Raw genomic sequence first — 13207 nt, 5'->3', positions numbered from 1 at the left:
GATGAGCGAAAAAGAGCGTGTCGATCGTCTCGACGAGGCAATAATCGAGGAAATTCTCGGTTTGAATGAAGCGGAAATCTCTAAGCTCGTCGGTGAAGCCGACGTCGTCGCATCGCGCGAAAGCCTCCGCCGTGCGAAAGGAATGGTCGGGAAGCTACGCTTGGCCCGCGCCAAGGCCGATGCGGCGCTTCATGTCGCCGGCGCTCCGACAACGCGCGCGGGAATAAGGACTGATGGCCAACGGGTGCGGTCTTTGCGAAGATCGGATCCCGCCCTGGACAAGAAGATGACTTTGGCCGCGAGAAGCGGAAGCGCGAATGCGGAGGCGGATGCCGCCAGCCTGGATGAGGATCTTGCTGAGCTCGACGCCTGGGAAGCAGAGGATCGAGACCAGCCGTGAGCCGCCGCCTCACACTGCCGGAATTGCTGCTACAAGATTTCGGGATCGACCGACCCGAAGAGATTGATCTCCAGGCCATCGCCTGGGAGCTTGGCGTTCGCATCAACGTACGGGAATTGCATTCTTGCGAAGCCAGGATCGTGGGACGGTGCGACCGTGCGATCATCACGGTCGACGCCAAGGCATCGCCCCGACGAAAGCGATTTTCGATCGCGCACGAACTTGGGCATTGGCATCATCACCGCGGACGATGCCTCATCTGCCGGTCGGACGACATCGGTAACCGTCGACGCTCAGCCACCGACCCCGAAAGGGTCGCCGACGACTACGCATCGGATCTTCTTCTGCCGCGGTATCTGCTCGAGCCTATGCTGAAATCTGTGTCGCGCTTCACCCTCAAGGCCGCGAGAGAAATCGCCGAAGTTTTCGACGCGAGCCTCACGGCCACAATATTGAAGATCGCCGAAACGAACCATTTTCCCATAATGCTGGTGTCCCATTCCCAAAAAGGGCGCGCTTGGTTCCGAAGGGCACCGAGTGTGCCCGAACATTGGTTCCCGAACGATGAATTGGATCACGAGAGCTACGCCTTTGCGGCATTGTTCGGAAAACAGGACGACAAGGGTGGACCAAGACGGATCGGCGCCGACGCCTGGTTCTCTCGGAGAGGAGCGGACGACTTCGACGTCTATGAAGAGACCTTCCGGGTCGCGGACGACCAGATCTGCACGGTATTGCTATTCAAGGATACGAAAATGTTGCGCGAGTGACGTCACCATCGAACGACTGATCTATGTTCGGACATTGAGCTCATCGGGTTACTTGCCTGGAAGGTTTTTCTTCGCTCTCGCCAAACTTCGTGGCCACGAGTGTCATCGATACGATCCGGCAATAGCCGAGATACCGATGAGATCAACTACGCCGCGCCCAGCGCGGACATCGCATTTTTGACTTGTTGTCCCTCGGATTCGGCCCAGGCGGATCTCTTCGATAAGGTCATTATGAGGGACGCCGGAATAGATGCTCACAAAGATCCATGCAGAACTCAATGGCGTCCAGTTCGGACGGGTTCGCCGGTGCGAACCCGTCACTCTAGGCGGGCTAATGAGTGCTCAAGTTCTGGTACTTGGTTTGGATCTGGCCGTGACGCGTGCGCACCCATCTCGTCGAGTTGTTGATCTCTGCTGCGATTGCTTTCTGATCGTGACCCGCAACGAGGCCTTCGAGTACCTGCCTTTGCTTGGAATTGAGAGAATCCTGTAGCTTGCTGATAACGTCTCTGTACTCGACGTTCTGCGAGAGAAGTTGGGTGGGGTCGGCATCCCGCTCATCGATACTTTCGATAGGTGTCCACCGAATGCGTCGCCCCTCGTCGGTGAGCAGGTTTCTCATTGCCTTCAGCACGTAAGCCCGAAGCCTGCCATCCGGCAGGGCGGACAGAGAGGGACACCTGGCCAGAATCTTCATCATCATCTCGCTTGAGACGTCATCGGCTTCCAAGCCGAGATACGGGTAGCGTCGTAGGCGTTTGTCAGCATCCGTGTTCAGGGCTGCGATCAACGCTTTGCTCGCTCGATTGTGCTCGGGCGTGTCGGCCTTTTCGGCACAGAACTCCTTGACGTTCGAACTGATAAACGGATCCACGACGGTTACGTCGTTGTCTTTGCTCCGAGCCCACGTACTCGACATGTCCCCGCCCACGAACACGGATGTGCTCAGCGCCGTACTGTCGAGCAAGGAAAGTCTGCGCTGCGATGCCGTTGCTTGCATCGCTCTTTCCATGGCCGAACTGCCAAAAGAGAGCGAATTTCGGGACGCCACGATCGCGGCTGTATCACGGACGATTGCCCTTGAGACCGCGCGAGCGACGATAAGCGCTTGGGCGGACGCTGTCGTCGTCGTCAGGCCGAGGCAGAGCAAGCAGACAAGAACACGTAGATACTTGCGCATGGGACACCCACTCGATGCTTGAATTGGATTTAGGACGGTTTGTGCCTTGAAAAAGGCCGCCCGCCGGCGGATGAGCTCACGGGCGGCCAAGATTTACGCGCGGTGCGATGTCGGCTTCTTCGGTGGCACGGTCGGGTTCGGCAGGTTCATCGGACCCTGCTTCTTCGGGCAAATCGTGACCGGCTTGTTGTTGACATAGACCTTGCGGCACTCCTGTGCCGTTGCCGCCTGCATGCTGATCGCGACGGCGACACACACGATGCCGATGAGCTTCCCGTTCATTGTGGTTCCTTTCGAACTGCGTCGGCCCGTCCGGCGCGCTCTTCCGGAGCGGCCTTGAGAAGGGCGACATACCCGGTGCACGCAGGGAAGCATCGAAAGCGGAATAGCCTGCTCGAGATTTTTTTGGTTTTGCAGCGCACCACCGATACGGTCCAGAACGAAACCTGGGGCGGAACGGCAAGAATTCGACCTGGCGACCTGAAACAGTTGAAATTCAAACGCTGGTCGGCTTACACGGTCGGACACTTCCAGCAGCGTCAGAGCGGTTGTCGCGGCGCCGAACGGCTCAGCTCACATCCTGCCCGAGGCTGTCGTGTGCTGGTCGCAATGGAATGAATGGACATCGTTTCGAAGCATGAACAGGGAGGTCCGGCAGAACGAGCGCGCCAGCAAGCCGAAGCGCGAAAAGCGCAAGGAGCTGCTGCTGGGACGACTGCCGGTGGCAAAGATCAACAGGGCGGTGGAAATGCAGCTGGCACTCGGGGACGTGGTCTTCAGCGTCGGTGCCCAGGTCCACGCCGAGCGTGTTCACCCAAATGAATTCGGCTATTCGGATTACGGTGTTGAACCTGCGGCCAACTGACGTTTTCCCGAACTGTCGCGCTTGGGCTGGCCGATGCCGACGGGCCGAGCGATGAGCCCGGGTCGCCGGCGCCGGCCGAGCCGTCGCACCGCAATGCCGCCAGGCAGGCGGCCTCCGGGGTCCGCTGCGATCAGCCTCGGATGCGGGCGGCGAACGCCAAGCTTCGCCGCTGTGAGGGCCCGGTGGACCTCCGCCCAACCTTCGGCTTCGGCGGGCAGCGCGAGATCCTTTCCGCAGGCCGTCGCGCCACCCTTCCTCGAAGACCGGGAGGAGGCCTTTGAGCTTTGTGCGCGCGGCTCGCGGCGCGCGATCTCCATGGCGGAGGCACACGCATCGGGGGCCTCGAACGCCAAATTGCCGATCACGGTCGAATAGACGCCAGCGACCTCGACCACGGTGATACCGGCAAGGTTGGCCTTGCGGCGGTGGCCCAGTAGTTGATGGTCCGGTTGAGATCGCGGGCCGGGCGGGTGCTGCGCAGCTTGCCGAGCCCGCCCTCGACGGCAATGGTCGCGGCGCCGAACCTGCGCGCCATGGCGATCGCGCGACCGCAGACCTGAGCCAGCATTTCGGTAATGCTCTCGCGCGAAGTGCCGGGCGTGGCCGTGAGCTCCACCAGCGGCCAATCCAGCGGCTTGCTCGAGCTGGCCGGGATCAGCGGTGTTCTCGACCGCGGCCATGCCGATCCAGCCCGGATTGAGGTCGAGCCCGACCGCCCGCGTAATCAGGCGGGGTGCCGCCCGCCGACGCTCGGGATGTTCGGGCAGATCTTCAGGATCGAGGGTGACGTGCAGCTTCTTATCGTCAATGTCCAGAAGGTGAGATTGATCTTCCTGGCGACGGCGGGTTCAGCCGCCTGCCGCAGCACCTCGCCGGCATTGCCGATCATCTCCGGCAGCTGCACCGTGAAGTTGCGGCGGACCATCGGCCTGCCTTGACCCTGCCGCCCTGGAGCATGGTGAAGGTGCAGCTCCGTCCGTTCGGGCTGAGCTTGAAGTGGCGATTGCCGGCGTACTGCTTGTCGCCGCGAATGGTCATAGGGCGAAGCCGCATGCGCTTCCAATCCTTGGGTTGAAGCAGACCCTTCTGCCGACGCTCCAGGTTCTTACGGCCGCCAAACACCATGCGCCCATCGGGCACTCGCTTGTGCAGGTCCGTCCCGTCCAGGGTGGCGCAGTGGAGCGCCCAGGCGTCAAGCACGCGACCGGCGAACCGGGACTTGACCAGGTCCCGCAGCGGCTTCTGCTTCAAGGGGCGCCGGCCGCGTCGGCGGCATTGGCATAAGCCGTCCGGACCGCCGCCGAGTAGACCCGGCGGCAGTCGTCCAGAAAAGCCGCGTCCTCGGGGGAGCAGCGGTATGGCAGGGAGACGGTCTGTATGCTTTCAGACCGACTCGCGGTGAGAGTCAATAAAGCCGCTCCACGCGGCCGGGGAGAACCCAAGGATTCGGCTACCAGACCGGACGGTCTCCGGGGGCTCGGGCGAAGCCTGAGACCAGATCCGGGTCTCGCTTTGGATAATCGGAAACGACCATCAGATCCCACACCGTAATCTGAATAGCCATGAATTCCTGCTGTGCTTGACCGGCACTCTCTATATCGGGGATGATCACAAGAACCCTGGAATCGAGCTCGTCAGGAACGTGGTCGCGGCCGAAAGCATGGTTCTGGTGGCGATCAACCTCGACCGGGACGAGCAGGGACGCTACCACGTCCTGAGCTTCTATCCGGTGAAAGCCTAGAAGATCGAAAACCGGCGGCAGAAGGGCTTTCTGAAGGTCGCCCCAAACGCTTAGGGGCCCCGCCATCTGACGGAGCCCCAAGTCGTTAGAAGTTCCAATGAAGTTTGCCAGATGCCAACCTGGATCTCTTCACCTTGCGGCTACTTTGCCTCACTGGATGAGCGAGGCGCGTGAGGAGGCCGTTCTCACCTCAAATCACTTCCCACGGAGATAACCCTACAGGGTGTCCCGGTTCTTCCAAGCAGATTCTTTTGAAGGCGAGCCTTTTAGGCTCCTTCGCTAATTGGGAGGTTCCGAATAGTTTTCAATGGGCTAATATGTTTTGCTTCCGGTCCGCAGTGCTGGAACCGGCGAGATGTCAGCGGAATGGAGCAAGAGCGCGGCCGGCCATACGTTCAACGCCGACGTGTTGCGTCTCGATACGTTTCACTATCGGGACGCCTGGAGATGGTGTGTTACAGACGCCAGCGACGATGTGGTAGCGCAGGGCGTCACCGACAACGAAAAGGACGCCAAGGCTAAAGCGGTCGCATGGGCACGCGAGCGCCTCACCTCGGCCTTGCGGCGGCTTCCCGAACGGATGCCTCCATACGGCTATCACGTGGTGAGTACCACATGGGCAGGCGGTCCACGACGGATGAACATGTAAGCGGCTGCCTCGAGGAGGAGGACGCACCTCAGTCTGACGATCATCAGAGCAGAAAAGTCTATGTCCCTCTCCCCATCAACCAGACTTTGCATGGACACCATATCCTCCTGGCTCGGGCTTACCGGGAAGCTCGGATGCGAATGCCATTCACCAAGATAGTTGAAGCGCCTGAAGTCAGATCCCGTCTTTCGGAAGAAGGTTTCAAGAGCCTCAGCGTGATGGTCAGGGCTGCGGACGAAATGAGCGGCCGTTCCGGTCGTTGCGTCGACTGAAAAATCGACGACACGGAAATGATCTGGTGCGATTTGCTCGCCCATCAGAATACCGCCGATCTCGCGACTTCCGGCTCGCCTTAGGCATTTGCGGAAGCGCGCCCGGTGGTCACTCGGAAGACTGATCGTGACCATTGAATGCCGAGGGCAAGAGTTCACGAAGCAATTCGAGGCTCTCGGCGGCCGACGCGGAGTCTCGCTCCGTTTTCCAAGGTTTAGAGCCGGTGAGCTGAATGGGCCAGGTCTCGAATGGGGCGGAGAAGAGCCAAGCCCGGCTAAGGCCGATCGCATAAGCCGGCGCGGGGAACGCGCTTTCGTCAGGGCGAACAAGAACGTCCGTTGCGAAACGCGTAAGGTGTCCGGCGACGATGGAAACTTCAGCATCGTCGGCCACGAGCGGCGACGCACCATCTCCCGCTGCCGTCGCATAGGGTGCGGCAAGACCCGCGAGCGGAGCAGGAATGCCATGCGCTTCGCACCAGCCGTTGATCTGGTTGCGAGCTGTCTGGGGCTCAGGTTCGTGACCCGATCGAACGCGTGCCACGAGGCCGCCAATCCCGCCGGCAAACACCTCTCCCCATATGAGAGGTTTCAGACTCTCCCTGGCGACGGCGGCGCAAAAGTTGAAACAGTGCGCATCGGCGGTTGCGTCGATAATCAGGTCACAGGCACGCAAAGCCGACATGACGGAGTCGGTGGAATCCGCACTTTCCTGTCCACCCAACGCAACGCGCCGCACCGTGATGTTGATTGCTCCTGCAATGTCCGTGAGCCGGGCCTTGAGCGCATCGACTTTATGGGCACCGACCGCTGCAGCGCCGAGCTCATTTCGGACGATGTTGGCCGCAAACAGAACGTCGTCGTCGACAAGCGTGAACTGGCGCACCCCCGAGCGCACCAGCATCGCGGCGACCTTGGACCCCAAGGAGCCGCATCCGACGATGCCGACGCTTTTCCCCGCGAGAACAGCATAGCTGTCCGGGAGCCGAGTGCCGGCGCCGACGTCGAGGATCCGCGAGCGTCCGAAGTAGCGCTTCTGACTGCTATCATAGGCATAAAAGTGCGCTATGTCGGTTCCGGATACTAACACCAGGTCCATTTCGCCAGTCGGGGCCAATACCTGCTCACGGATCGTCGCGAACCCGAGATCACCGAGGAGGGTTGCTATGCCGTCTTGGGTCGCAGCCGGCAACGGTGTTCCGACCGGAAGTCGAATGGCATAGCCTCGCTTGATCGTCTCGCGGATTCCTTGCGGCCAGGCGCGCACGTCCATGGCGCCGTCGATCTCGGCGATCGTGACGGTGAACGTCTCAGCATGGTACTTTTCCGCCACGCCGATCTCGACTGATTGGCCAGGTTCGATCGCGTTTAGGCGAGCTGCGATCGCCGAAGTGAGCAGGAAGCGGAAGTACGAGCCGCGGACGCTTTGACCGATTGAGATAGAGTGAGCCGACGGCAATTCCGGTCCATCGCCATCGCGTTCACCGGCGATCAGCCGATGAGCGCTTTCGATCATCATGGCTCCAGTGATCGTGGTTTCCCAGTTGTCCGCGCGAAATTCCAAGCAGAGGTTTCCGCCAGCACCGTATTGATGGCTCGACAATCGACCTCCATCGCGCGGGACGACGATGGGCGGAGCGTTGGGGTGAAATTCCGCATAGGTCATCGTGAGCGGAACGCCGTGGCCGCCGTGGTCGATCTCGAAGTCGACGGCAAGCGCGGCACCATCCGAAAGGTACCAGCGCAAATTCTTGAGCCAGCTCACCCGCTCGGCTAGCTCGGCGACGCTCTGGCGCTCGGCTCGAGCCCGTCCCGGATTTTCGAGCCACCAGATCATCCTACGCTGCCGAACCCCTGCGGCTTCGTCGGAACGCGGCTCCTATCGGGAAAGGACAGACCTGCACTCGCCGGCGCCACCGATGCGGTTTTCAGCAGCGTGGGGCGTGTCGGAGGCCGGCGGCGGCGCGCTGCCCGGTCGGCGAGGGAGCCGCCGACACCGCGGCCCACGGTTTCGGTGATCAGGTTCCTGTCGCTCGAACGGGCGGCTCGAGCGAATTCTGTCCTGGCCTTCTCCAACCACTCGAAAAATGCCTTGGCGCGCTCCGGATGCTCTGCCCATTTGTCGGCGAAATTCTCCAACGGGTCGGTCGGGTTCGGAATCCAATACTGGTTGTTGTGCCAGAGGATATGCTTGTCCATGCCCGACAGGATCGCGACCAGAGCCTGACCTATCGTCTCCTCGCCATTGTAGGAATGTGCCGCGAGGGTGGTGATGATCACCGATATCGGCCGTTCGTCTTTGCGTTGCTCGAAGCTGTGATCGCGGTGACGCTTGAGGATCATGATCGCTGCCTGCAAAGGCGTGCGCACCTTATAGTCGGGGATCGCTTCGACACTGGCCCGTGTGCTCTCCGCCAGCATGCGCTTACGCCGTTCGAGAGCGGCGGCCATCCGGCTTTTGAACCACTCGCTGTAGCCTTTGGGGTTCGATCGCGGCCAATCCTCCGTGACCGCAGTGTAGGTCTGGCATTCATTGTCGGTGATGGCGATCGCGCTGGCGGTCCAGCGCGCATCGAGGCCCCGGGCTTCCAGGAGGAAGCGGGCGCTTTGACCATTAGGGACTGAAGGCACCACGTCCATGTGGAACTGAGCGCCGTCGGCATAATCCAGAACCCAGCAACGACGGCCCTCGCGCAGCGGTTTGTTCATGCTTTGCGCTTTGCGATACGCTTCGATCTCTGCGCCGAGCAGGATCTTCAACTGCTGCTGGCTGAGCGCTGCCTTGGACAGCTTTTGAAATTCGCAGACTGAGTCGATGTCGTACTCCTCGGCCTCGTTCGCAGGACGGATCGTGGTGCCGAGCCGAAAGGACCCCTGCACGTAGACTTTCGGTTCGTATTGCCGAACGCTCGAAGCATCGCGATGAAGCCAATCCCCCAGAGACTTGTAGCTTCGCTCTGCCTGCTCGTAACGGCTGGGCGGCACGCTCAGCTCTTCGGCAAGGTCTTCCAGGAACTCTTCACTCTCGCGGGTAAGCGTCTGCTGGTCCACAGGCGGCCTCCAAGTACGCCCAAGACCCGCATGTGGATTGTCAAACTGCGCGGTTGAGCTCTGAGGATAAAACGTGAACTCTATACCGAGTCGGACCGGAACTTCATCATGGCAAAAACGCAAATCCCCCACAAAATTCAGACCGCTCTCTGGGCCAAGGCCGGAGGCCGGTGCGAGTACCGGGGATGCAATGAGGAACTGATCGGCGACCTGATGGTTGGTCGCGAGGATGGGAAGTTCGGCTTTATAGCTCACATCGTTGCCGATAGCGCCGACGGACCACGCGGGGACCTAGTCCGCTCGTCCGCGCTCGCAAAGGATCTGAACAACCTAATGCTGCTCTGTGCGAAGCATCACAAGGGCGTGGATGTCGATTATCTCGCGGATCATCCGGAGGCCATCCTTCTCGAGATGAAGGCGGAGCACGAGGATCGAATTGCGATTGTCACCGGAATGGCGCCGGAGCGCGCCGCGCACGTACTCCGGTTTGCCGCCGATATCGGCCAGCGGGACGCGCTCGTTTCGACCCGCTCGATCTTCATGGCCATGCCACCCGACAGGCACCCCGCCGAAGGACGAACGATCGATATCGAGTTGGCCGGGTGTGAGTATGCTGATCACGAAGCGAGCTACTGGACTGTCCAGCAGGATAATCTCCGCCGCGTCTTTGCTCGTAAGGTGAAGGAGCGCATTGAGCAGAGAGAGATCAAGCAGCTCAGTGTCTTTGCCTTGGCGCCGCAGCCGCTGCTCATCCAGTTAGGGCATCTATTGGGAGACATCGTCCCCGTCACAGTCCACCAGCGCTATCGCGAGCCCGCGACCTGGCGCTGGCAGCCCAACCAACCGGCGATAAGCTTCCGCGTGGAGGAATACTCGGGGCCGGCAGCCGCAAGAGTGGCGCTCAAGCTGGCGCTAAGCGCCACGATGACAGATGATCGAATTCGCGCCGTGCTCGGTGATGATGCTGCTATCTGGTCCTTGACGGCGGAAAACCCGCATAACGACATTATGCGGCGCCCCGAGGATCTCGGGGAGTTCAAGCGTCATCTTCGGCGTCTGTTCGATCGGATCAAGGCGGTTCACGGCGAACGCGCCACGATCAACGTTTTTCCGGCGCTCCCAACGTCGGCGGCGGTTGAGGTTGGAAGGGTGCTGATGCCGAAGGCCGATTTGCCGCTGCATATCTATGACCAAAACCGTTCCGTCGGCGGGTTCATCCCGACCCTTAAAATTGGCGAGTAGCGCTAAGCGGACTGCCGCTCCGTGTTTAGCGATATTGCTCGCTCGGGGGCGTTTGCGGCGCACAAAATTGGCTGCTTTACGCGCGGTCATTGCCGCCTTCTACTTATTGATGATTCCAATCCCCACTACGTAGGGTTGATCTTCGCTACGTCCGGTCGATTCCTCCCGCCTCACAAACTCATTCAGTATGTCGCAATCCAAAGAACTATTCATCAACAGCGTTCGACAGGTGCGGGTCCAAGGACAATCTCTGATACCCACTGTCGTTCTCTATAAAGAGAAGAAAACGTGGGTCGGTTTCGATGCGCTGGAGAACAGCGATCAGGTAAGTGAGCTGCGCGAAGATTTCAAGGTTCAGATCGGCAACGATGATCCGATCAAACTGGCACAATCACGCAGCGGTTCGTCTTCGGGTCAGGGGCGCTCGACCCTTGGAATTGCCAAAGACTTCATGGATGCGGTCGTCGCGCAAGCGATGGATACGATCCGCTTGCAAGGGTACGAAGCACCTTCCCGAATCCTCGTGGCCGAACCGCTCTCCCTGATCGGAACATCAGACCGGCTTGACCACGAGGATTGGCTAAAAAACTACCGTGGCAGCATTCGGCGCATTCTCGGCGGCAAGTTCGCCGAGATCGATTTCATGCCGGAGCCGTTCGCCGTCTTTCAGTATTATCGCTATGGCGTGAAGCATCCTCTCGTTGCGCAACGCGCAAGACAGATTGCTCTTGTGTTCGATTTCGGGGGAGGAACATTCGATGCCTCCATCATCGAAACGACGATCGCGGGCGATATCAGTCAAAGTGGTCGAAATTCGAAACCCTTGGCCGCGCGCTCCCTGCCTGTCGGTGGATTCGTGATAAATCACGCCATCGCGCGAGAGCTGCTGTTCCGCGGAATGGATCGCTCCATCGATAAAAGTGCAGTCAATCGAGCTTTGGAGGTTTTTCCTCAGCTAAAGAATGCCGATGACGAAACCTTGGCTGGAGTCCGCTCTGACCAGGCAGCTTTTGTGCGAAATTACCGACGCGTCTTGCGGTCTGTGGAGCAGGCAAAACTAACCGTTTCATCTGGAATCACATCATGGAAACTGGACGCGAACCTTACGTCGTCTCCAGCTTGCGTCGTCGACATTCCGCAGAAGCCGTTGCAGGAATCGTCGACCTGGATTCCCATCCGCTTCGAGCCGACCGAGTTTAGGTCGATCTTTTCGGAAAGGATCTGGAAGCAAAAGCTTCTTCCAGAGATCCAGTCTGTGCTCAAACGAGCAGAGCAGGAGCTAGGTGGTCGGCCGATTACCGTCGTATTGCTGTCCGGCGGATCATCCAACATTGGCTGGCTCAAACCGCTGATCGAGCGGGATCTTTCCTCGCAACTCGATCAAGCTGAGATATTGGAGCTGAGTGAAAACTTCCAGGAGATCGTTTCCAAGGGATTGGCGGTCGAGTGCGCGCGCCGGTATTACACTCAGGGCCAAGGTGACTTTCGCGCGATCACCTATAACCGTCTGTGTCTCGGCTTGAACCCGAACAATCACGGCCTCGAAGTCAAGAAGTTCTCGCCTGACAGTCCGGAACTCGAGGGCATCGATACCGACCTGGGCGTCCTTCTTCCCTCCTCAACGAGCTTGCGTAGCCTGATCAATAGACCTCTGCGCTGGAAGGTCCGATTGAGCAAGGCGCCAAGCCAGTCTCTCGAATACTTCTTCATGCGGTCCTCGTTCGATCCCGAAGAAGCGGGCGCTAGGCACAATCTAGATACCCGGATCGCGACGCCGAAAGGTGCGGTCTTTGGCAGCGGCATCGGAATTGAACTTTTGGTTCGGGAAGACGGTACGGCAGAGCCGTCATTCATCTATGGTCGCGGTTCACAGGGACAACAATCGGTCGTAAAGGGGAGGCCCTTTTATGTCGATATGACCTACGCCGCCCAGGAAGCGGGCGGAGAGACTTACCTGGGCTTCGATTTCGGCACCAGCACTTCGTCACTTTGCTACGTCAACGCCGGCGACATTCGGGTCTACGCCGATCGGGCGATGGACCGAACCTGGATGACGTTGAACGACCTCATCGACGTTCTGCCCTATCCGACTGCCTATCCCCTTCGCAGGTTTCTCTCTGAAACGACGCCCGATCAAATGGACCGTTGGGGCAGGGAAGCCCTCGAGGCCGCACTGGGACTGGCGGCATACGTCGCTTATGCTGAGCATTGCACTCATGGCGGGCCGCAAGGAACGCTGTTCAAGGCGCTCCGGCAGCGATCGGCCGGGCCACTTTGGGACATGTTCAAGCGCTGCGCGTCAATGACTGGCCCCAAGTGGATTTTTGCCAAAGAGCTGCTCGCCCTTACTCAGGAACCTCATCTCACCGAGCTAAATCACGCTGTCTCGCAGCTCGCTCAAACCAAGCATGGCAAGCGAGCCGACGGGTTAGACTATTCAAGAACCCTCGAGAGAGTTGGAAATGTCTTGGCAAAATGTTTCAACGGGAAGCTGTTCGGCTACTTCGAGGACGCAAGGCGGAAACCGTTCAGCACGAAGACCTTCCAAGGCATTTTTCGCAACGCGAGAGGTAGCTCCCCGCCCTTCATCGACGTTTACGAATACGAAGGTATGGAGGATTTTCCGCAGGAGTTTGTCTTTGTGCTCGACGTTGCGAATGGTGCAGGCTTGAGCTTGTTTCCTCTCGTCGTGCGCGGTATCGATCAGGCGCGATCGCACCACGAAGAGCCGGACTTTTTTGTCTACGATATCGCTCGGCAGGGTGGCAAAGAAATTGCGTTCAGAGCGATTCAGGAAAAGGCGGAAGTGGTCTTAACCGCTGAAGGGCATCTTGGCGAGCTGTTTTCCGCAACGGCAAGTTTGCTTCAGAACGATTCAAGATCGGTGGCTATTTCTGGCGTTAAGCTGCGAAACCGAATCGTGGAGTAAAAGTTCGACTATCCGTAACTATCGTTGAATTCTCGACTGGTCAGCTACCCGAGCGAAATGCTCGGGCTCCGGTCGCCATTCGCCTTCCGCTGTTCTTTGCCACCACCC

Annotated in this window: 13 protein-coding genes; 6 read left to right on the top strand and 7 right to left on the bottom strand. The window is 59.4% G+C overall.

Features of this window, described 5'->3' with window-relative positions; genetic code table 11:
• Position 1: 1 nt before the first annotated feature.
• Both J2R78_RS08220 and J2R78_RS08215 read left to right on the top strand, forming a co-directional pair.
• A complete protein-coding gene (locus J2R78_RS08220; RefSeq protein WP_253603814.1) occupies positions 2–400 on the top strand; it encodes a hypothetical protein in 399 nt (132 codons plus the stop codon).
• Complete coding sequence (locus J2R78_RS08215; RefSeq protein WP_253603812.1) at positions 397–1170, top strand: ImmA/IrrE family metallo-endopeptidase; 774 nt, start codon at positions 397–399, stop codon at positions 1168–1170. Before J2R78_RS08220 ends, J2R78_RS08215 begins: the two co-directional genes overlap by 4 nt.
• Before the next feature lie 331 nt (positions 1171–1501).
• On the opposite strand, the gene J2R78_RS08210 is transcribed toward J2R78_RS08215, so the two are convergent.
• Together J2R78_RS08210 and J2R78_RS08205 are read right to left on the bottom strand one after the other, a co-directional pair.
• On the bottom strand, positions 1502–2350 hold the full coding sequence (locus J2R78_RS08210; RefSeq protein WP_253603810.1) for a sigma-70 family RNA polymerase sigma factor: 849 nt from the start codon (positions 2348–2350) through the stop codon (positions 1502–1504).
• A gap of 93 nt (positions 2351–2443) precedes the next feature.
• Positions 2444–2632: a hypothetical protein gene (locus J2R78_RS08205; RefSeq protein WP_253603808.1), complete on the bottom strand. Its 189-nt coding sequence runs from the start codon at positions 2630–2632 to the stop codon at positions 2444–2446.
• Between the two features lie 355 nt (positions 2633–2987).
• On the opposite strand from J2R78_RS08205, the gene J2R78_RS08200 reads away from it, so the two are divergent.
• The gene (locus J2R78_RS08200) at positions 2988–3215 is read left to right on the top strand and encodes a hypothetical protein (protein ID WP_253603806.1); all 228 of its coding nucleotides are present in this window, start codon (positions 2988–2990) and stop codon (positions 3213–3215) included.
• Between the two features lie 361 nt (positions 3216–3576).
• Here J2R78_RS08200 and J2R78_RS08195 read toward each other — a convergent pair whose 3' ends face one another.
• Entirely contained in the window at positions 3577–3783 is a 207-nt protein-coding gene (locus J2R78_RS08195) for a hypothetical protein (RefSeq protein ID WP_253603804.1), read from the bottom strand.
• A gap of 7 nt (positions 3784–3790) precedes the next feature.
• Between J2R78_RS08195 and J2R78_RS08190 the strand changes: the two genes are divergently transcribed.
• Positions 3791–4153, top strand: coding sequence for a hypothetical protein (locus J2R78_RS08190; protein WP_253603802.1), 363 nt, complete (start codon positions 3791–3793; stop codon positions 4151–4153).
• Between the two features lie 512 nt (positions 4154–4665).
• Here J2R78_RS08190 and J2R78_RS08185 read toward each other — a convergent pair.
• From J2R78_RS08185 to J2R78_RS08170, 4 genes are all read right to left on the bottom strand, one after another.
• A complete protein-coding gene (locus J2R78_RS08185) occupies positions 4666–5022 on the bottom strand; it encodes a hypothetical protein (RefSeq protein WP_253636002.1) in 357 nt (118 codons plus the stop codon).
• Positions 5023–5553: 531 nt separating this feature from the next.
• Positions 5554–6012, bottom strand: coding sequence for a Mov34/MPN/PAD-1 family protein (locus J2R78_RS08180; protein ID WP_253603798.1), 459 nt, complete (start codon positions 6010–6012; stop codon positions 5554–5556).
• Positions 5987–7714 (bottom strand): ThiF family adenylyltransferase, encoded by a 1728-nt coding sequence (locus J2R78_RS08175; protein WP_253603797.1) that lies wholly within the window; start codon positions 7712–7714, stop codon positions 5987–5989. The genes J2R78_RS08180 and J2R78_RS08175 overlap by 26 nt, the downstream gene beginning before the upstream one ends.
• Positions 7711–8928, bottom strand: coding sequence for a nucleotidyltransferase (locus J2R78_RS08170; RefSeq protein WP_253603795.1), 1218 nt, complete (start codon positions 8926–8928; stop codon positions 7711–7713). Before J2R78_RS08170 ends, J2R78_RS08175 begins: the two co-directional genes overlap by 4 nt.
• A 108-nt stretch (positions 8929–9036) precedes the next feature.
• Between J2R78_RS08170 and J2R78_RS08165 the strand changes: the two genes are divergently transcribed.
• Positions 9037–10170 (top strand): SAVED domain-containing protein, encoded by a 1134-nt coding sequence (locus J2R78_RS08165; protein WP_253603793.1) that lies wholly within the window; start codon positions 9037–9039, stop codon positions 10168–10170.
• A 187-nt stretch (positions 10171–10357) separates the two neighbouring features.
• Positions 10358–13099 carry a hypothetical protein gene (locus J2R78_RS08160; RefSeq protein WP_253603791.1) on the top strand — a complete coding sequence of 914 codons (2742 nt, stop codon included), beginning with the start codon at positions 10358–10360 and terminating at the stop codon, positions 13097–13099.
• Positions 13100–13207 lie beyond the last annotated feature (108 nt).

This window comes from Bradyrhizobium sp. USDA 4538, from assembly GCF_024171045.1.
Classification (GTDB): Bacteria; Pseudomonadota; Alphaproteobacteria; order Rhizobiales; family Xanthobacteraceae; genus Bradyrhizobium; species Bradyrhizobium australafricanum.
Note: the sequence above shows the minus strand (reverse complement) of the source record. Positions and strands in the feature narration are given on the sequence as shown.